Here is a 21,285-nt window from a genome sequence, read left to right as displayed (position 1 = left end):
TTTGAAACCTCTTAGGGGCGTCACGGTTCTCGACCTCTCCCGGCTCCTGCCGGGAGGGTATGCCTCCCTTTTGCTTGCGGAGCGGGGTGCCCGTGTCGTCAAGATCGAGCAGCCGGGCGTGGGGGATTATTACAGGGCTGTCCCCGGAGCTCCGGCCCTGCTGGGGGATCAAGTCGGCGTCATCAATGCCGGAAAAGAAAGCCTGGGACTCGATCTCAAGGCCCCTGAAGGCCGCGGGATTCTTAAGAAACTTGTGCGTTCGGCCGACGTCGTGATCGAGAGTTTCCGTCCCGGCGTTTTGGACAAATTGGGTTTGGGTTACGCCCGCCTCAGAAAAATCCGTCCCCAGGTCATTCTGTGCTCCATCACCGGCTTTGGCCAGAAAGGCCGCTCGGCGCGGTTGGCCGGCCACGATCTGAATTTTCTGGGCTTGTCGGGATTGCTCGCGCGAATCCGCCGGCCGTCGGGCGGGTTCGTGATTCCGGATTTCCAAGTCGTCGATCTGGCGACGGGGTATGAGGCGGCCATGGCCGTTGCGGCGGCGCTGGCCTCGCGCCCCCGCAAGGGAGCCCATCTCGACGTCTCCATGCACGCCGCGGCGTCCTCCATGGCCCGGCTCTATGCGGGACCCACGCCGCTCGACGGCCGCCTGGCCTGCTACGGTCACTATGAAACCTCGGATGGCGGATGGGTGACTCTGGGAGCCCTGGAGCCGAAATTCTGGAAGAAATTCTGCGCCCTGGTCGGCAAGGACGAGTCCGTCTCGCGCGAGGAGCTGGCAGCCGTCTTCCGCGCGAGGCCCTCGGCCGAATGGAAGGCGCTGGGTGAGCGCGAAGACATCTGCCTCTTTCCCGTTTGCGAGGAGCCGGAACGGCCGCGGCCGGAAAAGCCTTTCCCACCGCTGGGGACGCACACGGTGTCCATCCTTCGCAAACTGCGCTATACCTCCAAAGAGATTCGCGCCCTGAAGGCGCTAGGGATAGTCGCATGACCAAGCCCGGGTACCCGTCGAAGACGGGTGGGAGCGGGAATGGTTGGAGACGAGAGTCGTAAACCATGAAAATCGCCCTAGCCCAGATCAACACGACGATCGGCGATTTCGACGGAACCGTCCGCAAGGTCGGGGAATTCGTCGGCCGCGCGAAGAAGGCCGGGGCGGGGCTGATCGCCTTCCCCGAAATGACGCTTACCGGCTATCCGCCCCGCGACCTCGTGGAAATTCCGGACTTCGTCGAGAAAAACCTGCGGGCACTGGAGGCCGTCGCCCGGGAGGCGAAGGGGATCGAGATCGCGGTCGGGTACGTCGAACGCAATTCCAAGCCCGGCGGCAAGCCCCTCTTCAACGCGGCGGCGCATTGCAGGGACGGGAAAGTGGCCGCACGCTATTTCAAGACTCTGCTGCCGACCTACGACGTCTTCGACGAAGGACGGTACTTTCAGCCCGGGACCGAGATCGGTTTGTGGAAAAACGTCGGCGTTTCCATCTGCGAGGATGCTTGGAACGACAAGCTCTTTTGGGAAAAGAGGCTGTACCCGCGAGACCCGATCGAGGAGCAGGTGGGGAAGGGGGCCAAGCTCCTTTTGAACCTCTCCGCGTCGCCGTACACGCTCGGCAAGTCCCAACTCCGGCGCGACATGCTGCAAGCGCTCGCCCTCAAACACGGCACGCCGATCTTTTACGTCAACCTGGTGGGCGGAAACGACGAGCTGGTCTTCGACGGCCGGAGCCTGGCGGTCAACGACCGCGGGGAGATCGTCGCCGAAGCCAAGGCCTATGAAGAGGACCTGCTGGTCGTCGATACGGACGCCTTGCGCGCATCCCCGGCGGTTCCCGAAATCCGCGACGTCGAGACGGTCTATCAAACCCTCGTCCTGGGCGTCCGCGACTACGTGAGGAAATGCGGCTTCGAAAAGGTCGTGTTGGGATTGTCCGGCGGGATCGATTCGTCACTCACCGCGGTGATCGCATCAGCCGCGCTGGGCCCGGAAAACGTCGTCGGTGTGCTGATGCCTTCGCCGTATTCCAGCGAGGGGAGTCTGATCGACTCCCGGGCCCTGGCGAAGAATCTGGGAATCAGGATCGAGGAGCACCCAATCGCCGACGTGTATGGCGCCTATCGCCGGCTCTTTCATCGCCGTCCGCAGGACCCGCCCGACTTGGCGGACGAAAATATCCAGGCGCGCATCCGCGGGAACGTCCTCATGGCCTTGTCCAACCGTCATCGTTGGCTCGTGCTCTCGACGGGGAACAAGTCCGAGCTCTCGGTGGGTTACTGCACCCTTTACGGCGACATGAGCGGCGGATTGGCGGCGATCGCGGACGTCCCCAAGACGATGGTCTATGAGGTGGCCCGCTTCGCCAATTCCTTCAAGCCCGTCATTCCGGAAGCGGTCTTTACCAAGCCGCCGTCGGCGGAACTCAAGCCGAATCAGTCCGACCAGGATACGCTCCCGCCGTATGACATTCTGGACGGCATTCTGAAGGCCGCGATCGAGGAGAACAAGTCCGATGAGGAGATCGTCGCGTTGGGCTTCGACGCGGACGTCGTGGCCAAGGTCGTCCGCTGGATCAAGCTGAACGAATACAAGCGCCGCCAGGCGGCGCCCGGAATCAAGGTGACCTCGAAGGCGTTCGGGATCGGTAGAAGGTATCCGATTGCCAGGAAGATCTAGTGCCCGGAACCCTCTACATCGTCGCCACTCCCATCGGCAATCTAGAAGACATCACGATCCGCGCGATCCGGGTTTTAAAGGAGGCGGATCTCATCGCCTGCGAGGACACGCGCCACACGAAAAAACTCCTGAACCACTACGGGGTCACGGCGCCCACCACGAGCTACTTCGAGCACAACAAGTTCGCGAAGGGCGATTTTTTGATCCGCCAACTTGAGGAGGGAAAAAACATCGCCCTGGTCTCCGACGCCGGTACGCCGGGCATCTCCGACCCCGGCTACAACTTGGTCGCCGGCGCGCTCGAAAAGGGGATCGCCGTCGTCCCGATTCCCGGCCCCTCCGCCGCCGTCGCGGCCCTCTGCGCCTCGGGACTCCCCACGGACCGGTTTCTGTTCATCGGTTTTCTTCCGCAGAAGGACGGCAAGAAGCGGAGGGTCCTGGAATCCGTCGCCCGAGACCCCTCAACCCTCATCTTTTACGAATCCCCGTTTCGTGTTAAGAAGACGCTTAAGATCCTCCGGGAAGCGTTCGGAGACCGCCGCTGCGTCCTCGCCCACGAACTGACCAAGGTCCACGAGGGATTCTTCCGGGGGACGATCGGAGAGATGCTCGACCGAGAGGCGGAGCTGATCGACAAAGGGGAGTGGATCCTCTTGGTCGAGGGTTGCCGCGAACCGTAACAAGGAGGCCCGATGGCAAATCAAAATCCTCAGACACCGGAAACGCAGACGCAAACGGTCCAAAAGAAAAAAATCCCCGGCTGGGCCAAGTTTCTGATCGTCATCGCGATCCTGGGCGTTGTCGGCCTCACGGTCGTCGGCATCGGCCTCAGGATCCTCGCCGGTTTTCTAACCTCCAAGGCGGGGGAATATGCCACCGAAGAGGGCATAAAGCACGGCATCGAGAAGATCATGGAGACGGGGATGAAACAGGCCGGAATGGGGGATACAAAGGTCAACATCACGGACAACGGGCTCGTCCTCAAGGACGAAAAAACCGGCCAACAGATCGCCATCAAGACCGATCAAAAACTTCCGGACGGTTTTCCGTCGGACATCCCGGTTTTTTCACCCTCTCAAGTGACGGGCAGCATGATCCTGGGAGCGATGACGATGGTGACGCTCGAGAGTTCGTCCTCCGTGACCGACGTCTCGAACTTCTATCAGAGGGAGCTCGTCACGGGCGGCTGGCAGTCGGCCATCGCGGTGCCCCCGTCCGACACGAGCTATTCGGGGATCTTCAAGAAGGGGACCACGGCGTTGACCGTCTCGGCGAACAGGGAAGGCGACAAGACGAACCTGATCCTGTCCTACGGGTCGGCCGAACAGCCGCCGCCTCAGCCGTAAGGCGAACACGAGGTTCGCCCCTACGATCCATAGAACTCTTTTAATTTTTCTTCGAACTGGTGCAGCCGCCGGCTGTCGATGACCTTGCCGCGGCGGAGGGCGAGACGGCCGTCGCAGTAGAGTTTGACCGCGCGGGCCAGGGTCTTCGCCTCGATCGCCTTGCCGCGCGCGACGATCTCCTCGAGCGTGTGCTTGTGCTTGTCCACCCTGAAGGCATCCTGGCAGATGATCGGGCCCTGATCCAGATCGGTCGTCACGAAGTGGGCGGTGACGCCGACGACCTCGACACCCTTGTCGTAGGCCTGGGAATAGGGGCGCGCCCCGGGGAAAGAGGGCAAGAGAGAAGGATGGATGTTGATGATCTTGCCTTCGTAGCGGAAACAGAATTCCGGCGAGAGAATCTGCATGTAGCGGGCCAGAACGATCAGATCGACGTCGTACTCCGCCAGCTTGTCCAGAACGAAGCGCTCGTGGTCTTTTTTCTTGTCCGCCGGATAACAAAAGAACGGGGCGCCGTATTTTTTCGCCAGCCCTTCCAAATCCGGACGATTGGCAAGGACGACGACGGGGCGGCCGCGGATCGTGCCCGACTTCATGTCCTTGAGCAGCGTTTGGAGGCAGTGAGGCTCGCGGGTGACGAGCAGGGCCACGTGTTTGACCTTCCGCTCGGCCTCCGGCGTGAGCGTGATGTCCATCCCGATCTTCCTGCCGACGGCCTTGAGGCTCTCGCGCAGGACGGCGACCGACGACTTTGCGTCCTTCAGGTCCACCACCATGTTCATGACGAGATAGCCTTCCAGGATGCGCTGGTCGATGTCTTCGATGTTCAAGCCGTTCTTGAAGAGGTGCATGGTCACGGTCGCGATGATGCCCTTGTGGTCGGGCCCCGCGACGCGGACCTTGGCAAGTTTCTTGGTGTGGGAAGCGGCCATCAGGATTCAAAAAGTATCATAATTCCGGATATTTGCATCATAAAAAACGAGGGGTCTCCTGGCCGGATTCCTTCTTGACAGTTTGGGGAGCGACTTCATAACATGGCAATATCCTTCGCTTAAGCGCCGCTGCCCCGTGGATGTGGGTGTTGGACGTAAGCGACATCGGAAGAGAAGAGAGGCTATGGAAACCAAGATCAGACTCGCCCGGTTCGGGGCCAAGAAGAAACCCTTTTACAGGATTGTCGTCGCAAGCCTGTCGTCCTCGCGGGACGGAAAGTTCCTCGAGGTCGTCGGCCATTACGACCCCGCCAAGGGCGTCGAGAAGGCGACCATCGACAAGGCCAAGGTCGAGCTTTGGATGAAGAAGGGCGCAAAGCCTTCGGATGTGGTCAGGCAGATTTTGAAGAACGCACCGGCGCAGGGTTGACCAAAGAGCTGCTGCTCGTAAGGAGGTCGTCATGTCGACAACGCCTCTGAAAGACCTGGTCGAGTACATGGCAAAGGCCTTGGTGGACTTTCCCGATCAAGTGGTGGTGGCCGAAATCGACGGCGAACAGACCACGGTCATCGAGCTTAAAGTGGCCAAGGAAGACCTGGGCAAGGTCATCGGCAAGCAGGGCCGCACCGCCCAGTCGATGCGGACGATCCTGGGGGCCGTCTCCACAAAACTCCGTAAACGCTCCGTTCTGGAAATCCTCGAGTAGGGCGCGCCGTGCCCCTACAGTTCGACATCCTCACGCTATTCCCGTCGCTTTTCGATTCGCCCTTTTCCCATTCCATCCTGAAGCGCGCCCAGGAGGCCGGATTGATCTCGATTCGCCTGAGGGACATCCGCGACTTTACGGAGGACAAGCATCGAAGGACCGATGACATCCCCTACGGCGGCGGACCCGGCATGGTGATGAAGCCGGGGCCTGCCGTCGCGGCCATCGAGGCGGCGGCCGTTCCCGGCAAAAAGGTCCGCCGTATTTATTTCTCGCCGCAAGGCCGCCCCCTCAACCAGGAGCACCTCGCCGCTTATCTCGAGTACGACCAATTGGTGCTCCTGTGCGGACGCTACGAAGGCGTTGACGAGCGTGTCATCGAACATTTCATCGACGAGGAGGTGTCCATCGGGGACTACATTCTGACCGGCGGCGAGTTCGCGGCGATGGTCTTCGTGGATGCCGTGTCCCGGCTGATCCCCGGAGTCCTGGGGGAGGAAGGATCCCTCAAGAACGAATCGTTTTCCGCGTCGTTGTTGGAATATCCCCAATACACGCGTCCTCCTGAATTCCGGGGTCACAAGGTCCCGGAGGTCCTCCTGTCCGGCGATCACGCCAAGATCGAGGCATGGAGACGCGAGATGGCCCTTGAGCGCACTCGGAAAAAACGGCCGGACCTTCTCAAAAAATAGCTGAGCTTTTCCCCTTTACATGGTGCGTCATCGTGTGTTTCGCTTTGGGACATAACGCGGGAGGTGTTTCTTGGGCATTACGATCATCCAAAAGAGCGATCTGACCCGCAAGAAGCCCCACGCGAAGGTCGCCCTCGTGCTCGCGGGCGGCGCCATCACCGGCGGCACCTTCAAGGTCGGCGGTCTCAAGGCCCTGAACGACTTCCTCGTCAACCGCAAGGTGACGGACTTTGACACCTACGTCGGCGTCTCGGCCGGCGCCTTCATCAACGCCCATCTCGCCTCCGGCGTCAGCCCCGAGGAGATCCTTAAGATCCTCGACGGGACGTCCGAACACTTCGAACAGCTCTCGCCCTTCCACGTGTATTGGCCGAATTTTTTCGAATTCCTGGAGCGGCCCCTCTCGTACCTCTACCGTCGGGCGACCTACATCCCCGGCATCTTGTACGATTCGATCGCGGCCCTGCCGCGGCTCTGGCAGCCGCTCAAGGAAGGTTTTCTGCGTTTCTGCTCGGAGCCGAACTACTCCAACTTCGAGCACTTCGTGAGCCCCATGGCCAAGATCATCTATTCCAAGCGCGCCATGCCTTCCATCACGGAGGCCTTTCCGACCGGCCTTTTCAACGGCAACAGCCTCGAGAAGTACGTCCGCAAGAATTTCGAGCGGAACCATCTGACGAATAATTTCAAGGTCTTGAAGCGCGTGCGGGGCAAGTCTCTCTACATTATCACGACGGATCTGGATACCGCGGATCGCGTCATCATGGGGCCGGACGAGATGAACGACGTGACGATCTCACAGGCGGTTCAAGCCTCCTCGGCCCTGCCCATGCTTTACAAGCCCGCGCGCATCAAGGGAGTCGACTACATCGACGGGGCGGTCAAACGGACGACCAATATGGACTTGGCCATCCGCAAGGGCGCCGATCTCGTCGTCTGCTACAACCCTTTCCGCCCGTACTCGAACCGGCTGGTCTTCGAATACCTTCGCGAGGAGGACAAGTACGTGACCAAGAACCGGCGGATCTCGGACAGCGGGCTTCTCATGATCTTCAACCAGGTCTTCCGGACGATCTTCCACACGCGCATCCGGTATTTCATCGATCAAATGATCCTGGATCGCAGCTTCAAGGGCGACATCATCCTGATCGAGCCCAAGGAAGACGACTCGACCTTTTTCGAGATGAACCCGTTTTCCTTCTGGAACCGCGCCCGCGCGGCGCGGCACGGATTCGCCTCCGTCAAGAACACGATCGAGGGGCGCTTTGACGAGGTCTCGAGGATCATGGCGAGTTACGGCATCCAGATGACGAGGGACGTTGTGGACCAGGACTTCTCCCAGATGACGAAGTCGACCTCCGACGACGCCATGATCATGGGCGTTCTGGAGAAGGAGCGGCCGCCCAAGCGCCGTCTCCGTCTCGTCGCTTAAAGTCGAGTCATGCAAGTCTATTCCGTTTCCGAGATCACGCGGGGCATCAAGGCCCTCCTCGAGGATCAATTCTCCGACGTCTGGATCGAGGGGGAGATCTCCAATTTCAAGCCCGCCTCCTCCGGGCACTTCTATTTCAGCCTGAAAGACGAGCAATCGCAGATCCGCGCCGTGATGTTCCGCGGGTCGAACCTGAAACTCAAGTTCCGCCCCGAAAACGGCCTGCACGTGCTCGCCTTCGGCCGGGTCAGCGTCTATGAGCCTCGCGGCGAGTATCAAGTCATTCTCGACCACCTGGAGCCGAAGGGCGCGGGTGCCCTTCAGCTCGCCTTCGAACAGTTGAAGAAGAAGCTCGAAGACGAAGGCCTCTTCGACGAGGCCCGCAAGAGGCCGATCCCGTTTCTGCCTTCGAGGATCGGCATCGTCACGTCGCCCACGGGAGCGGTCATCCGCGACATGATCCACGTCCTGACGCGCCGGTGTCCCAACGTCCGGATCCTTCTCGACCCGGTTTCCGTTCAAGGAGACGGGGCGGCGTCCGAAATCGCCGCGGCCGTCCGCCGGATGGGGGCGCGAGGGGACGTGGACGTCCTGATCGTCGCCCGCGGGGGCGGGTCCATGGAGGATTTGTGGGCGTTTAATGAGGAGGCCGTCGCGAGGGCGATCGCGGAGTGTCCCATTCCCGTCATCTCCGCCGTCGGCCACGAGACGGACTTCACCATCGCCGATTTCACGGCGGACATGCGCGCCCCGACGCCCTCCGCGGCGGCGGAACTCGCGGTGCCCGTCAAGGAAGACCTCTTGGAGGGGCTGGAAGCGAAAGGCCGGCGCCTCAGGCAGTCGATCGACCAGACGATCGAAAACTTGAGGCTGCATCTCAAGAGATGGGAGGCCTTCTTCCGCGACCCCGGCCGGCGGCTCGCCGAGCTTCTCCTGCGGCTCGACCATTCGCGGGAGCGCCTGACGGGCCTCGTGGAGCACCGGATTGAGATGGCGCGGGAGGGGCTCAAGGGCGTTCAGAAGCACCTGGCCTCGCTCAATCCCCTGGCGATCTTGGAGCGCGGGTACGCGGTGGTGACACCCGAGGGGGGCTCGCATCCGCTGCGCCGCGCCGGGGAGGTCCGGGACGGCGACCGCCTCAAAATCCGCCTTTACGAGGGCGATCTGTCTGCAGTAGCGTCCCGGCCTCGTGGCAACGGCAAAACCTGAAAAGTTCGAGGCGTCCCTCCAGAGGCTCGAGGACCTGGTCCAGAAGCTTGAGGACGGCGATCTGCCCTTGGAGGATTCGCTCAAGGTCTTTGAAGAGGGCATGGCGCTCGTCAAGTCGTGCGAAAGGCGTTTGAACGAGGCCCAAAAGAAGGTCGAAATCCTCACGAAGGACGGGAAGACCAAGGATTTCGAGGTGGAAGAGTGATCGCCTTGAAGGCCTACATGGATGAGAAGCGGAAGAAGACCGATGCCTTTATGGACGCGCATTTTAGGCTCTCGGCGGACGATCAGCCCAAGTTCGGGCACGTTTACGAGGCCATGAGGTACAGCCTTCTCGCCGGAGGAAAACGCGTCCGTCCCGTTCTCTGCCTGGCCGCCCACGAGGCCTGCGGAGGGCCGGCCGACGATCCCGCGGCCCTTGCGGTCGCCTCCGCGTTGGAACTCATTCACACCTACTCGCTCATCCACGACGACTTGCCGGCGATGGACAACGACGACCTGCGCCGCGGGAGGCCGACCAACCACAAGGTCTTCGGCGAGGCCATGGCGATCCTGGCCGGCGATTCGCTGCTGACCGAAGCCTTTCTGATGATCGCCCGGGCGTCCGCCGGGGGTGCCGATCCCGCGGTGCTCCTGGAGATCTCGGGGGACATCGCCGAGGCCTCCGGGGCGCGGGGCATGGCGGGCGGCCAGGTCCTGGACCTTGAGTCCGAGAAGAAGAAGATCAGCCGCCAGGAGCTTGAGACGGTGCACCGTCACAAGACCGGTTGCCTGATTTTGGTGTCGGTCACGTCCGGGGCCAAGCTGGCCGGAGCAGACGCCGCGAAGCTGGCCGCCATGCGGGCCTACGGTGAAAACGTCGGTCTCGCCTTTCAGATCGCGGACGACATCCTGGACGTCGAGGGCGGGGCCGAGGAGATGGGCAAGGCGACCGGCGGCGACGCCCGGAAGGAGAAGTCGACGTATCCGTCGATGTTGGGACTCCCCGAATCCAAGCGTCTCGCCCAAGAGGCCATGCAGAAGGCCGTCGATGCCTTGAAGGGATTCGATCAGCGGGCCGACCCCTTGCGCGAGTTGGCCCGTTTCATCGTCAACCGGAAGTCGTGATGCCCCTGAAGCAAACCGCCATCACCCTCAAAAGCGAACGCCCCCTGCAGATCCATGATCTGACGGAGGCGGTCCGCCGATTCACCGCCGAAAGTGGCGTCCGGGACGGGCTCTTGATCGCGGCCAGCCGGCACACGACGATGGGCGTCGTGATCAACGAAAAGTGCGAGTTTTTGGAGAGGGACATGATCCGATTCCTGGAAAAACTCGTCCCCGCCCAGGCCGACTACGAGCACAACCGGCACGCGGTCGACGGCCGGCCGAACGCGCACAGCCATTTGCTGTCGCTCGTGATTCCCAGCGAGTTGACGCTCGTGATCGCCGGCGGCGAGCTCCAGCTCGGCACGTGGCAGTCCGTTTTCGCCGTCGAGCTCGACGGGCCCCGGCCCACGCGCAAAATCCACCTCACGGTCTTTTCCGCATGATCTCCGAGAGCGACATCCCCGGATTCTTCGCCGAGCGCCGCGATCTGAAACTCGAGGACTACGTCCTTCTCAAATACGTCTTCGAAACCGGCGTCGACCCCAGGCTCGCCGCCGCCAGCCTGTGCTGCGAGCAAAGCACGGCCCAATGGGCGAGGCCGGGGAGGGACGAGGATTTTCGGGCGTTGCACGGGGCGAAGGTGGTCTCGTTGACCGAATGTGGGGGCGTCAGGCCTGACGCCGCTACGGCGAAATCCTACGAGGTCACCATCGCCCACCCCCACCGCAATTTTGGTCCCCGCATCCCCAATTTCCTCTCCGCGGCCGCGGGGGAGGGGCCTTTTTACTGCCCCGGGATTCACTTCATCAAATGGACGGACTTCGAATTCCCGGAGTCGTTCCTGAAGCAATTTGAAGGCCCGCAGTTCGGTCTTCCGGGACTCCGCCGGATGTCCGGCGCGTCCGGCCGGCCTTTTTTCGTCGGCGTGGTCAAGCCCAACATCGGGCTCAAGCCCTCCGGATTCGCCGAAATCGCCTATCAGGGTTGGAAGGGCGGGCTCGACATCGCCAAGGACGACGAGATGCTCGCGGACGCGGACTGGTCGCCTCTGTCCGAACGGGTGCGCCGGACCTCCGAGGCGAGGGTCCGGGCCGAGAAGGAGACGGGGGAAAAGAAGATCTACATCGCCAACATCACCGACGAGGTCGATTCCATCTGGCGCCTCCATGACGAGGCGGTCGAAAGCGGGGCCAACGCGGTGATGATCAACGCGATCATGACCGGCGTCAGCGCCCTGCGGGCCCTACGGCGGATCGCCAGGGTCCCGGTCATGAGCCATTTCACCGGCACCGCTGTCTTTTCGCGGGTACCGAACTTCGGCGTCAGCTCGCTCGTTGCGGCCAAGCTTCAAAGGATCGCAGGGGCCGACATCATCGGCCTCGCGGGTTTCGGCGAGAGGATGGGATGCGCGGACGGGGAGGTCCTGGCCAACATCGAGGCCTGCCTCAAGCCCTGGGGACCGATCCTTCCGGCCCTCCCGATCCCGGGGGGGAGCGATACCCCCGAGACGTTGCCGAAGGTATTTTCCAAGATCGGCCACGCTGACTTCGGCTTCATCTGCGGCCGCGGCGTCTTTGGCCACCCGCAGGGACCCGCGGCGGGGGCCGCGGCGCTCCGCGAGGCCTGGTCCAAGATCAAAAAATGAAGATTCGCGCCGATCAGCTTCTGGTGAAGAAGGGATTGGCGGGTTCACGCAATGAGGCCCAGGCCCTGATCCTTGCCGGCGAGGTCTCTTCCCCCAGGGGACGCATCGAAAAATCCGGCCAGCTTCTTTCCGAGGACGAAGCGATCGAGGTGAAGCAGAAACTCCCCTTCGTCGGCCGCGGGGGCTTGAAGCTCGATCACGCCCTGAAGGAATTCGCGATCGACGCCTCGGGGCTCGTTTGCCTCGACGTCGGCGCCTCGACCGGCGGGTTTACGGACTGCCTCCTCCAGCGCGGGGCGAAAAGGGTCTACGCCGTCGACGTCGGTTACGGGCAGATCCACGACAAGATCCGCCGCGATCCGCGCGTCGTCCTTTTCGAGAGGACGAATTTCCGCCACATCGACCCTTCGCTCATTCCGGAGCCCGTCGATCTGGCCGTGATTGACGTCTCGTTCATCTCGCTCTCCAAGATCTTGCCCAAGGCCAGGGCGAGTCTGAAGGTCGGCGGCCGGATCGTTGCCCTGGTCAAACCCCAGTTCGAGCTCTCGCCCCAAGAGGCGGGGAAGGGCGTCGTCCGCTCGGAGGAGCTGCGCGAAAAGGCCGTGGCGAAGGTGGAAAAGGAGGCATCCTCCCTGGGCCTCGCGCCCGCCGGCCGCGTCTGGTCGCCCATCGAGGGGGCCAAGGGAAATCGCGAATGCCTCATTCTTCTGGGGCGTCCGCACAGTGGCCGTTCTGACGGATGACCACCAGGGCCAGGAGGGCCCTGTCGCCGGACACGCGGTCTTCGGGGCGGAGAAGGCCCTGCGCCAACGCCCATTCGTCGGGCGAGAGAATCTTGGAAAAAGTCTCGAAGGGGATCGCCTCCCCGCCGTCCTTCCTTAAGGCCCGGGGGAATCGGTCAAAAGCCTTGGCGATCAAGTAATCCAGCTGCTGAGCGTCTGCCGCCGCCAGACGGTCCCGGCAGGTTTCCCGCCGGCGTGGTTCCCGGATCGAAGAGAGATGGTCGTTGAAGAGCGTGTCGAAAAGGCGGACTCCCGCCTCCCTGAATTTATCCCTCCAGGCCGGCTCCTCGGCGTGTTCGGGGTTGGGGAGGATGGAGGCCAGGTAGCTCGCCTCCAGCGGTCCCAGTTCCGCCGGGGTCTTGCCGAAATAACGTTCCGAGGCGTTCGCGATCCCGAAGAGCGAGGGACCCCATTGAGCGACGTTCAGGTAGATCTCCAGAATCCGGTCCTTCGAGAGGCTTCTTTCGAGTTTGAGCGTCAGGACGATCTCCCGGAACTTCCGCGCCGCCGTTTTTTCGGGGCCCAGGTAAAGGTTCTTCGCCAACTGTTGCGTGATGGTGCTCCCGCCCCAGACGACGGTTCCTTTCCTCCAGTTGATCGTCAAGGCGGTCCAGAGGTTCTGGAGATCCAGCCCTCCGTGGCGGAAGAACCGGATGTCCTCGGCCAGCACGACGGCCTGGGGGATGAATGGAGACATGTCCTTGAGGGGCGTCCAGCGCGGCGAGCAACCGGGGCCACCCTGGGGGCATCGTTGCCGGATGAAGCCCGTCGTTTCGGGATCGGCGTGGACCAGGGCCGACGGATCGGGTGACGCGAGCCAGAGCCAGAGCGGGAAGATCACCGCGCCGAGGACGGCGAAAAGGAGGGCCGCGTTCCGGAGCCGCCTGAGCGTCACCCCGTTTGTCTAGCTCAAACCGTCGTTGTCATCATCCGTTTTTATGGTTACTTTGCGGCGGTGGGGGATTTCGTTCTCAAAGCGCGACGCCGCGCGGCGGTCTTTGCGATCTTGGCGATCTTGGCGACCGGCGCCGTGTCGGGCTGCGCGTCGACCGGCCCGAGGGGATCGCGCAAGGAGGCCGCCGCCCCCAAGGGCAGGGACGCGTCCTATTATTACCTCCTCGCGGAGATGGAGACCCGGCGGAACCGTCCCGCCAAGGCGCTCGCCTACGTCGAAGAGTCCATCGAAAAGGACCCCGACTCGCCCCGGCTTTGGTACAAGAAGGCCTTTCTCGAGGCCGCCCTGGGGGACTTGAAGAAGGCCGAAGAGGACGTCCGGCAGTCGCTGGCGTTCGACCCGGACGACCGGGACGCCAACGTCCTGCTCGGCAAGATTTGCCAATCCCAAGACCGGCGCGCGGAGGCCATCAGCGCCTACAAGAAGGCCCTCCGCCCGGATCCCGTGTTGCCTCCCTCGGAGGAGGCCAACGTGCTGCTGATCGAGACCTACGTGGCCGACAAACAACCGGGCGCGGCCCTGAGCCTCACCCAGTCCTGGCAGAGACAGGACGCGGACAACGTCCTGCCCGTCTTTTACGAGGCATGGCTCTATCAGAACTTCATCAAGAACGCGGCGAAAGCCGTCGCCGCCTATGAGCGTGTGATCGAGATCGACCCGTCCAACGTCAAGGCCCTTTCCGCCCTGGCGGAGATTTACGTCGAGAGGAAGGACGAGAAAAAGGCGCTGGAAACCTTCGGCCGGCTCGAATCGCTCGCGCCCGGCGACGCCAACTTGAAGCTCAAGACTGCCATCATTTACTACGAGCAGAAACAGTACGATCGCGCCGTCGAGAAATTCCGGGACGTGCTCCGCGAATATCCCGGCGACGAGCGCATCATCTATTACATGGGCGTCATCGAGGAGAACCTCAAGCACGACGACGAGGCGAGGGCGGAGTTCGAAAAAATCCTGCCGGCTTCGACCTTCTACAAGGACGCCCGGTTGCACATGGCCTTCTTGAAGCTCCGCAAGGGCGACGCCGCGGGCGCCCAGGAGATCATGGAGGACGCCATCCGGCGGAAGCCCGCCGTCGGGCCGTTCTACGAGTACCTGGCGGAGATCCACCGCGACCGGGGGGAATACGGCCCCGCGATCGACGTCCTCCGCCGCGGCCTGAAGAAGAGCCCGGAGAAGGAGTCCCTCTGGTACAACCTGGGGATGGCTTACGACAAGGCCGGCCGCTTTCCCGACATGGTGAGCGCGATGCGCGAAGTGTTGAAGCTCAACCCGCAGAACGCCAGCGCCCTGAACTACCTGGGCTACTCCTACGCCGACCGGGGCGAGAACCTGGACGAGGCCCTGGAGCTCTTGAAAAAGGCCGTCGCGCTCAAACCGGGCGACGGATTCATCACCGACAGTCTGGGCTGGGTGCATTTCCGCCGCGGGGAGTGGGAGCTGGCGCTTTCCGCCATCCAGCGGGCCTACGGGATGGTGCCGAATGAACCGACCATCACCGAACACCTGGGAGACGTCTGGTTGAAGAAGGGCGATCGCGGCAAGGCGCTCAAGTATTTTCGGGAGGCTGCGGCCCTCCTTCAAAAGAAGGGAAAGGACGACGCGGAGGCGGCGAAGGAACTGGAAAGGGTGAGGCAAAAGATTTCGGGGCTGGGCGCGTGAAGCGCTGGGCGTGGCTGCCGCTGCTGGTCCTCTGCTGGAGCGGATGCGCGGGCACGCGCGGCGCCGTCCCGCGCGGCGGACCCGTGTCCGAAGACGTTCGCACCCGGGTCCTGGCCTCCCTGCGCGAGCGGAACGAGTCGCTCCATTCGCTCAGGGGCTTGGCGACGGTTCGCTACGGGTCTGCGCTTTTTGGAACGCGCGGCGAGACGGCCTTTGCGGTGCAGGGACCGGACCGGTTGCGGATCGACGGATTGGCCGACTTCGGGCTGTATCAGTCGCAGATGGCCACCGACGGCCGGACGCTGAGGATCGTTTGGCCCGTGGACCGGCGTTACTTCGAGGGCGCGGCCACACCCGAGACCTTCGGACGTTATCTTCTGGTGGGTCTTCCTCCGGAGACGGTCGTCGGAATCCTCCTCGGTGAAGTGCCGCTCGGAGGCGGCGATGATGGGTTGATCGTCCGCATGGGGAAGGGCGGGCGCTACGTCGTCACGGGCGGCGGCCTGACGGCCATCGTGGAGTGTCAGGACGGCAGTTGCCTCCCCCTCGAGTACACGGTGACGGACGGGCGGGACCGGCCCGTTTACCGCGTGGCGTTTACGGCCTATGTGCATGAGGACCGCCCGTTCTGGTTCGCCGACCGGATGACCGCGCGGTTCTGGGAGACGGCGGCGGGCGCTCCCAAGGCCCGGATCGAGGTCGGTTTCAAGGAGATCGAGATCAATCCGAAGATCGACGCGAAACTGTTTGAATTGAAGATACCCAAAGATGCGGAACCTGTTTCGGATTAACATTTTTGTCATCCTGATCGGCTTCGGCGCCTGTGCCGTGACGGTGCCCAAGGACCCCGAGACCCTCGTCTGGCACCTGGGCGCCGAGCCGGACCTGCTGAACCCCATCACCTCGACCGACGCCTACGCCTCGCGGATCGAGGGCTTCCTCTACGACTCGCTGATCGAGCGCGACAACCAGACGCTCGAGTGGAAGCCCAAGATGGCCGAGCGCTGGGAGGTCTCGCCCGACAAGCTCAAGTTTACGTTCTACATCAGGCCCGGCATCCGTTGGCAGGACGGTCATCCGGTCACAGCGGACGACGTCGTCTACTCCTACGAACGCATCATGGACCCGAAGGTCGACGCCCCGCACCTGCGCGTCTATTACCAGGACCTCGAAAAGGTCGAGAAGATCGACGACCTCACGGTCCGCTTCACCTACAAGAAGCCGTATTTTCTGGCCCTCGAATTCTCCGGCGGGATTCCGATCGTTCCCAAGCATCTCTTCGACAACGGCGAGGACTTTAACAAACATCATCTGAATCGCGCCCCGGTGGGCAACGGCCCTTACAAATTCGTCTCCTGGGAGACCGGCAAGAAGATCGTTCTCGAGCGGAACGAGGAATATTGGGGCCGTTCCGTGGGCCCGGAAATCGCGAAAGTGCCGGACATCAAGAAGATCAGCTTCGAGATCGTCGCCGAAGACACGGTGGCCCTGCAGATCTTGAAGAAGGGCGAGCTCGACTTCGCGGGACTCCGGCCCATCCAGTGGGTGAGGCAGACGGACACGCCGCATTTCAAGAAGCTCTTCAACAAGTACCAGTTCTATACGCCGAGCTACAGCTTCATCGGCTGGAACATGCGGCGCCCGTTCTTTTCCGACGCGCGCGTCCGAAAGGCGATGACGATGCTGGTCAACCGGTACGCCATTTTGGAGGAGCTCAATTTCGGGCTGGGCCGCGTCGTCTCCGGCCCTTTTTATTTTGAGTCGAAATCCTACGACCAGGCCATTTCGCCCCTTCCTTATGATCCGGAGGCCGCGAGAAAACTCCTCGCCGGGGCCGGATGGAAAGACACCGACGGGGACGGACTTCTGGACAAGGACGGCAGGGCGTTCCGGTTCGAGTTCCTGATCCCCTCCGGGCGGCGGTTCGCCGAGCGGCTCGCGAGCATCTTGAAGGAAGACCTGAAGAAGGTCGGGATCGACATGGAGATCCGAAAGATCGAATGGGCCGTGTTCATCAAGAACCTGGACGATCGTCAGTTCGACGCGGTGACCCTCTCCTGGACCTTCGGCATCGACCAGGACCCTTATCAAGTCTGGCATTCCACCCAGACGGAGAAGGGGTCCAACTTCGTGGGGTTCCAAAACGAAGAAGCGGACCGCCTGATCGAGGAGGGCCGGGTCGAGTTCGACCGGGACAAGCGGGAGGCGATGTACCGGCGCCTCCACGCGATCATCGCGGAGTCCCAGCCCTACACCTTTCTCTTCAGCAGCCCGAACCTCGTGGCCCTGCACAAGCGTTTCGAAAACGTGAAGGTCTACCCGGCGGGGATGGACACGCTGGAGTGGAAGGTGAATAAGGGGTTTGTCGCCGAGCCATGACGACTTATCTTCTTAAACGGTTCTTGCTCATCATCCCGACCTTCCTGGGGATCACGCTCGTCACGTTCCTCATCATCCAGCTCGCGCCCGGCAATCCCGTCTCCCTCAAGATCCAGCAGCTGGGCGGGGAGGGGATCAAGGCGGAGTCGGTGTCGCGGGAGGTCATCGAGGCGACGAAAAAACTCTACGGCCTCGACCAGCCGTTCCACGTCCAGTACGGGCGCTGGCTCAAGCGGATCGTGACGCTCGACTTCGGGGACTCCTACAAGGACCACCGGCCGGTCCTGGACAAGATCAAGGACGCCCTGCCCGTGACGCTCCTTCTGAACGTCCTCTCGATCCTCATCGTCTATCTCATCTCGGTCCCGTTGGGGATCTACTCCGCCTTGCATCCGTCGAGCCTTTGGGACCGCGTGATGACGCTCGGTCTTTTTCTCCTGTACTCGCTCCCGTCCTTCTGGGTCGCCATGCTTCTCATCATTTATTTGGGCGGAGGCGATTACCTGGATCTCTTCCCCATCGTGGGGCTCACCGCCATCGGGCACGGACAGCTCCCGTGGTGGGGCCGGATCGGGGACGTGGTCTGGCACCTCGTCCTTCCGGTGACCGTCTTGACGTATGGGGGGCTCGCCTTTCTCTCGCGGTTCTCCCGGGCCCAGATCCTGGAGGTGATCCGCCAGGACTACATCCGGACGGCGCGCGCCAAGGGGGTTCCGGAGCGGACGGTCGTCTTCAAGCACGCCCTCCGGAACGCCCTCATCCCGTTCATCACGCTGGTGGGCACGCTCCTCCCCGCGATGATCGGCGGGAGCGTCATCGTGGAGCAGATCTTTTCGATCCCGGGCATGGGCAATCTGGGCTTCGAGGCGGTCTTGTCCCGCGATTATCCGACCGTGATGGCGATCGCGGCGATCGAGGCGCTCCTGACGCTCGTGAGTCTCCTGATCAGCGATATTTTATATGTGTTCGTGGATCCGAGGATCAGCTTCGAAAAAATATGAACCTTAGATTCATCTGGCAGCAGTTCTCCAAAAACAGGATGGCCGTCGCGGGCCTCGCGTTCGTCCTCGTTCTCTTCGCCGTCGCGGCCCTCGCGCCCCACCTCAGCGCCCATTCCCCGACCGCCTACGACCTGGGCTCGATTCTCAAGCCGCCCTCCGCGGCCCACTGGCTGGGCACGGACGAGGAGGGGAGGGATATCTGGGCCCGGATGGTTTTCGGCACCCGCATCTCGCTGACGGTGGGGCTGATCTCCGTCGCCCTCTACGTCGCCATCGGCGTCCTCTTGGGGGCCTTGGCGGGTTACTTCGGAGGCTGGGTGGACGTCGTCGTTTCGCGCGCCATCGAGGTCATGATCTGCTTTCCGACCTTTTTCCTCATCCTCGCCGTGCTCGCGTTCATCGGTCCGTCGCTCGTCAACATCATGATCGTGATCGGGCTCACGAGCTGGCCGGGCATCGCCCGCCTCGTGCGGGGCGAGTTTCTCAAACTGAGGAAGCAGGACTTCGTGATGGCGGGCAAGATCGTCGGGGCGGGGAACGCCCGGATCATCTTCCGCCACATCCTGCCCAACAGCCTGGCGCCCGTCTTCGTCTCGGCCACCTTCGGCGTCGCGTCGTCGATTCTTATCGAATCGAGCCTGTCGTTTTTGGGGTTCGGCGTCCAGCCGCCGACGCCGTCCTGGGGCGAGATCCTCTCGCAGTCGCGGGACTTCATGGACATCGCCTGGTGGCTGGCGTTTTTCCCCGGGCTCGCCATTTTCATAAGCATTACCGCCTACAATTTGGTAGGAGAAGGCTTGCGGGACGCGATCGATCCGCGGATGAAGATTTGATGAATGCGTTATTGAAAATCGAAGGCCTGAAGACCCACTTCTTCACGTCCGCCGGCGTGGTGAAGGCGGTCGACGGCGTGAGCCTCGAGGTTCCGGAAGGCGGGACGCTCGGGATCGTCGGCGAGTCGGGGAGCGGCAAGTCGGTGACGGCGATGTCCGTGCTCCGGCTCGTCTCCGAACCGGGACGGATCGTGGGGGGAAAGGTCCTTCTGCGGCAGAAGGGGGAGGCGGCCGACCTCTTGTCCCTGCCCGTCGAAAATTTGCGCGACGTCCGCGGCGGCGTGATTGCGATGATCTTTCAAGAGCCCATGACGAGCCTGAACCCCGTCTTTACGATCGGCGACCAGATCGAGGAGGCGGTGGCGCTTCATCAAAAAGGTCTTTCCAAGGCCGAGCGGCGGGACAAGGTCTTCGAGTCCCTTTCGCTCGTGCGCGTGCCGGACCCCGAGCGCGCGGCCCGGGCCTATCCGCACGAGCTCTCGGGCGGCATGCGCCAGCGGGCGATGATCGCCATGGCGCTCTCGTGCCGGCCCGCGCTGCTGATCGCGGACGAGCCGACGACGGCCCTGGACGTGACGATCCAGGCCCAGGTCTTGGATCTCCTGCGGGAATTGCGGGAACGGCTCGGGATGGCGGTCATCCTGATCACGCACGACCTGGGGATCATCGCCGAGACGGTGGATCGCGTGGCCGTCATGTACGCCGGCCGCGTGGTGGAGGAGGGGGCGACCGCGGATCTCTTCGCCAAGCCACGCCATCCTTATACCAGGGCCCTGCTCCATGCCTTGCCCACGCTGGAGACGAAGGGGCGGCTGCAGACGATCCCGGGTTCGGTCCCCGACCTTTCGAGATTGCCGCGGGGCTGCGCCTATCAAGACCGTTGCGAACGGGTCCAGGCGCGGTGCCGGTCGGAGGAGCCGCCCTTGGAAAACGGGGCGCGCTGCTTTTATCCCTACGGGGGGTCATGAGCCAGGAACTCTTGAAGACGGTCGGCCTGATCAAGCTCTTTCCCGTGAGGGGCGGCGTTTTTTCGCGCGCGAAGGCCTTTGTTCATGCGGTTTCCGGGGTGAGTTTTTCCATCGGGGCGGGCGAGACCCTGGGGCTCGTGGGGGAATCCGGCTGCGGAAAAACAACCGTCGCGCGGATGGTGGCGCGTCTCATCGAGCCGGATGCCGGAGGGATCGTATTCGAGCAAATAGACATCGCGAAGCTTAAAGGAAGGGGGCTGCGCCCCCACAGGCGGAAGATCCAGATGATCTTTCAGGACCCTTACTCCTCCCTGAATCCGCGCATGAAGGCGGGAGAGATCGTCGCCGAGCCCTTGGTGATCCACCGGCAGGTCTCGCGCCGGGACAAACGGTCCCGCGTCGGCGACCTCTTCGAGCAAGTGGGCCTAGCGCGGGACGCCTACGACCGCTACCCGCACGAGTTTTCGGGCGGCCAGCGGCAGAGGATCGGCATCGCGCGTGCGATCGCCTTGAAACCGAGGCTCATCGTCGCCGATGAGCCCGTCTCGGCGCTGGACGTCTCCGTGTCCGCGCAGATCGTGAACCTGCTCCAAGACCTCCAGCAGAAGTACGGCATGAGCTATCTCTTCATCTCGCACGACCTCAAGATGGTGAAATACTTAAGCCACCGGGTCGCCGTGATGTATCTGGGCAAGATCGTCGAAACCGGTCCGCGCGAGGCGATGGACCGTCCGTTGCATCCCTACTCGCAGGCCTTGATCGCCGCAGTGCCCGTGCCGGATCCACGGCGCCGGAAGGCCAAACACATCGTTTTACCGGGAGAAATCCCGTCGCCCATGAACCCTCCGCCGGGGTGTTCTTTTCATACCCGGTGCCCGTTCGCGGAGGCGCGGTGCAAGACCGAGGAGCCTGAACTCAAAGAGTGGAAAAAAAATCATTGGGCGGCGTGTCATCTTGTGGAAAAGATCAACACAATCTAGGGA

The 21,285-nt window shown here is 62.5% G+C and carries 23 protein-coding genes; 21 read left to right on the top strand and 2 right to left on the bottom strand.

The features are described from left to right. Position 1 precedes the first annotated feature (1 nt). The 4 genes from VLJ37_09025 to VLJ37_09010 all read left to right on the top strand — a co-directional run bounded on the left by VLJ37_09025 (position 2) and on the right by VLJ37_09010 (position 4,019). Positions 2-991: a CaiB/BaiF CoA-transferase family protein gene (locus tag VLJ37_09025; protein HSA59812.1), complete on the top strand. Its 990-nt coding sequence runs from the start codon at positions 2-4 to the stop codon at positions 989-991. 65 nt (positions 992-1,056) lie between these two features. Beyond that, a complete protein-coding gene (locus VLJ37_09020) occupies positions 1,057-2,673 on the top strand; it encodes an NAD+ synthase (GenBank protein HSA59811.1) in 1,617 nt (538 codons plus the stop codon). Continuing rightward, entirely contained in the window at positions 2,673-3,353 is a 681-nt protein-coding gene (gene rsmI, locus VLJ37_09015) for a 16S rRNA (cytidine(1402)-2'-O)-methyltransferase (GenBank protein HSA59810.1), read from the top strand. The genes VLJ37_09020 and rsmI overlap by 1 nt, the downstream gene beginning before the upstream one ends. A gap of 12 nt (positions 3,354-3,365) precedes the next feature. Further along, complete coding sequence (locus VLJ37_09010) at positions 3,366-4,019, top strand: hypothetical protein (GenBank protein ID HSA59809.1); 654 nt, start codon at positions 3,366-3,368, stop codon at positions 4,017-4,019. Positions 4,020-4,039: 20 nt separating this feature from the next. Here the strand turns inward: VLJ37_09010 and VLJ37_09005 are convergent, their stop codons facing one another. After that, on the bottom strand, positions 4,040-4,951 hold the full coding sequence (locus VLJ37_09005) for a formyltetrahydrofolate deformylase (protein HSA59808.1): 912 nt from the start codon (positions 4,949-4,951) through the stop codon (positions 4,040-4,042). Between the two features lie 184 nt (positions 4,952-5,135). Between VLJ37_09005 and rpsP the strand changes: the two genes are divergently transcribed. From rpsP to VLJ37_08955, 10 genes are all read left to right on the top strand, one after another. Then, the gene (gene rpsP / locus VLJ37_09000; GenBank protein HSA59807.1) at positions 5,136-5,381 is read left to right on the top strand and encodes a 30S ribosomal protein S16; all 246 of its coding nucleotides are present in this window, start codon (positions 5,136-5,138) and stop codon (positions 5,379-5,381) included. Positions 5,382-5,412: 31 nt separating this feature from the next. After that, positions 5,413-5,658, top strand: a complete 246-nt coding sequence (locus VLJ37_08995) for a KH domain-containing protein (GenBank protein HSA59806.1) — start codon at positions 5,413-5,415, stop codon at positions 5,656-5,658. An 8-nt stretch (positions 5,659-5,666) separates the two neighbouring features. Further along, positions 5,667-6,350: a tRNA (guanosine(37)-N1)-methyltransferase TrmD gene (gene trmD / locus VLJ37_08990; protein HSA59805.1), complete on the top strand. Its 684-nt coding sequence runs from the start codon at positions 5,667-5,669 to the stop codon at positions 6,348-6,350. A gap of 70 nt (positions 6,351-6,420) precedes the next feature. Further along, positions 6,421-7,782: a patatin-like phospholipase family protein gene (locus tag VLJ37_08985; GenBank protein ID HSA59804.1), complete on the top strand. Its 1,362-nt coding sequence runs from the start codon at positions 6,421-6,423 to the stop codon at positions 7,780-7,782. 9 nt (positions 7,783-7,791) lie between these two features. Next, on the top strand, positions 7,792-8,991 hold the full coding sequence (gene xseA / locus VLJ37_08980; GenBank protein HSA59803.1) for an exodeoxyribonuclease VII large subunit: 1,200 nt from the start codon (positions 7,792-7,794) through the stop codon (positions 8,989-8,991). Continuing rightward, a complete protein-coding gene (locus VLJ37_08975) occupies positions 8,972-9,196 on the top strand; it encodes an exodeoxyribonuclease VII small subunit (protein HSA59802.1) in 225 nt (74 codons plus the stop codon). The genes xseA and VLJ37_08975 overlap by 20 nt, the downstream gene beginning before the upstream one ends. Then, entirely contained in the window at positions 9,193-10,098 is a 906-nt protein-coding gene (locus VLJ37_08970; GenBank protein ID HSA59801.1) for a farnesyl diphosphate synthase, read from the top strand. The genes VLJ37_08975 and VLJ37_08970 overlap by 4 nt, the downstream gene beginning before the upstream one ends. Beyond that, positions 10,098-10,523 carry a secondary thiamine-phosphate synthase enzyme YjbQ gene (locus tag VLJ37_08965; protein ID HSA59800.1) on the top strand — a complete coding sequence of 142 codons (426 nt, stop codon included), beginning with the start codon at positions 10,098-10,100 and terminating at the stop codon, positions 10,521-10,523. The genes VLJ37_08970 and VLJ37_08965 overlap by 1 nt, the downstream gene beginning before the upstream one ends. Then, positions 10,520-11,725, top strand: a complete 1,206-nt coding sequence (locus VLJ37_08960; protein HSA59799.1) for a RuBisCO large subunit C-terminal-like domain-containing protein — start codon at positions 10,520-10,522, stop codon at positions 11,723-11,725. Before VLJ37_08965 ends, VLJ37_08960 begins: the two co-directional genes overlap by 4 nt. Further along, on the top strand, positions 11,722-12,468 hold the full coding sequence (locus VLJ37_08955; GenBank protein HSA59798.1) for a TlyA family RNA methyltransferase: 747 nt from the start codon (positions 11,722-11,724) through the stop codon (positions 12,466-12,468). The genes VLJ37_08960 and VLJ37_08955 overlap by 4 nt, the downstream gene beginning before the upstream one ends. Here VLJ37_08955 and VLJ37_08950 read toward each other — a convergent pair. Next, the gene (locus VLJ37_08950; protein ID HSA59797.1) at positions 12,425-13,402 is read right to left on the bottom strand and encodes a biosynthetic peptidoglycan transglycosylase; all 978 of its coding nucleotides are present in this window, start codon (positions 13,400-13,402) and stop codon (positions 12,425-12,427) included. The genes VLJ37_08955 and VLJ37_08950 overlap by 44 nt on opposite strands. A 60-nt stretch (positions 13,403-13,462) precedes the next feature. Between VLJ37_08950 and VLJ37_08945 the strand changes: the two genes are divergently transcribed. From VLJ37_08945 to VLJ37_08915, 7 genes are read left to right on the top strand one after another with little or no spacing between them, the layout of a single operon-like run. Continuing rightward, positions 13,463-15,121 carry a tetratricopeptide repeat protein gene (locus tag VLJ37_08945; GenBank protein ID HSA59796.1) on the top strand — a complete coding sequence of 553 codons (1,659 nt, stop codon included), beginning with the start codon at positions 13,463-13,465 and terminating at the stop codon, positions 15,119-15,121. Then, entirely contained in the window at positions 15,118-15,912 is a 795-nt protein-coding gene (locus tag VLJ37_08940) for a hypothetical protein (protein HSA59795.1), read from the top strand. Before VLJ37_08945 ends, VLJ37_08940 begins: the two co-directional genes overlap by 4 nt. Then, a complete protein-coding gene (locus VLJ37_08935; protein ID HSA59794.1) occupies positions 15,890-17,500 on the top strand; it encodes a peptide-binding protein in 1,611 nt (536 codons plus the stop codon). Before VLJ37_08940 ends, VLJ37_08935 begins: the two co-directional genes overlap by 23 nt. Continuing rightward, positions 17,497-18,501, top strand: coding sequence for an ABC transporter permease (locus VLJ37_08930; GenBank protein HSA59793.1), 1,005 nt, complete (start codon positions 17,497-17,499; stop codon positions 18,499-18,501). Before VLJ37_08935 ends, VLJ37_08930 begins: the two co-directional genes overlap by 4 nt. Continuing rightward, on the top strand, positions 18,498-19,334 hold the full coding sequence (locus VLJ37_08925) for an ABC transporter permease (GenBank protein ID HSA59792.1): 837 nt from the start codon (positions 18,498-18,500) through the stop codon (positions 19,332-19,334). The genes VLJ37_08930 and VLJ37_08925 overlap by 4 nt, the downstream gene beginning before the upstream one ends. Beyond that, positions 19,334-20,302 carry an ABC transporter ATP-binding protein gene (locus tag VLJ37_08920; GenBank protein ID HSA59791.1) on the top strand — a complete coding sequence of 323 codons (969 nt, stop codon included), beginning with the start codon at positions 19,334-19,336 and terminating at the stop codon, positions 20,300-20,302. The genes VLJ37_08925 and VLJ37_08920 overlap by 1 nt, the downstream gene beginning before the upstream one ends. Beyond that, complete coding sequence (locus VLJ37_08915) at positions 20,299-21,282, top strand: oligopeptide/dipeptide ABC transporter ATP-binding protein (protein HSA59790.1); 984 nt, start codon at positions 20,299-20,301, stop codon at positions 21,280-21,282. Before VLJ37_08920 ends, VLJ37_08915 begins: the two co-directional genes overlap by 4 nt. Positions 21,283-21,285: the final 3 nt, after the last annotated feature.

Source organism: bacterium (assembly GCA_035454885.1).
GTDB lineage: Bacteria > UBA10199 > UBA10199 > JACPAL01.
This window is presented reverse-complemented; position numbering and strand designations above follow the sequence as displayed.

Bases quoted from the DNA above. Each gene is read 5' to 3' on its own strand.
- VLJ37_08915 (HSA59790.1), top strand. From the start codon at position 20,299: ATGAGCCAGGAACTCTTGAAGACGGTCGGCCTGATCAAGCTCTTTCCC.
- VLJ37_08925 (HSA59792.1), top strand. From the start codon at position 18,498: ATGAACCTTAGATTCATCTGGCAGCAGTTCTCCAAAAACAGGATGGCC.
- VLJ37_09010 (HSA59809.1), top strand. From the start codon at position 3,366: ATGGCAAATCAAAATCCTCAGACACCGGAAACGCAGACGCAAACGGTC.
- xseA (HSA59803.1), top strand. From the start codon at position 7,792: ATGCAAGTCTATTCCGTTTCCGAGATCACGCGGGGCATCAAGGCCCTC.
- VLJ37_08920 (HSA59791.1), top strand. From the start codon at position 19,334: ATGAATGCGTTATTGAAAATCGAAGGCCTGAAGACCCACTTCTTCACG.
- VLJ37_09005 (HSA59808.1), bottom strand. From the start codon at position 4,951: ATGGCCGCTTCCCACACCAAGAAACTTGCCAAGGTCCGCGTCGCGGGG.
- VLJ37_08930 (HSA59793.1), top strand. From the start codon at position 17,497: ATGACGACTTATCTTCTTAAACGGTTCTTGCTCATCATCCCGACCTTC.
- VLJ37_08960 (HSA59799.1), top strand. From the start codon at position 10,520: ATGATCTCCGAGAGCGACATCCCCGGATTCTTCGCCGAGCGCCGCGAT.
- VLJ37_09020 (HSA59811.1), top strand. From the start codon at position 1,057: ATGAAAATCGCCCTAGCCCAGATCAACACGACGATCGGCGATTTCGAC.
- VLJ37_08955 (HSA59798.1), top strand. From the start codon at position 11,722: ATGAAGATTCGCGCCGATCAGCTTCTGGTGAAGAAGGGATTGGCGGGT.
- VLJ37_08965 (HSA59800.1), top strand. From the start codon at position 10,098: ATGCCCCTGAAGCAAACCGCCATCACCCTCAAAAGCGAACGCCCCCTG.
- VLJ37_08935 (HSA59794.1), top strand. From the start codon at position 15,890: ATGCGGAACCTGTTTCGGATTAACATTTTTGTCATCCTGATCGGCTTC.
- rpsP (HSA59807.1), top strand. From the start codon at position 5,136: ATGGAAACCAAGATCAGACTCGCCCGGTTCGGGGCCAAGAAGAAACCC.
- VLJ37_08995 (HSA59806.1), top strand. From the start codon at position 5,413: ATGTCGACAACGCCTCTGAAAGACCTGGTCGAGTACATGGCAAAGGCC.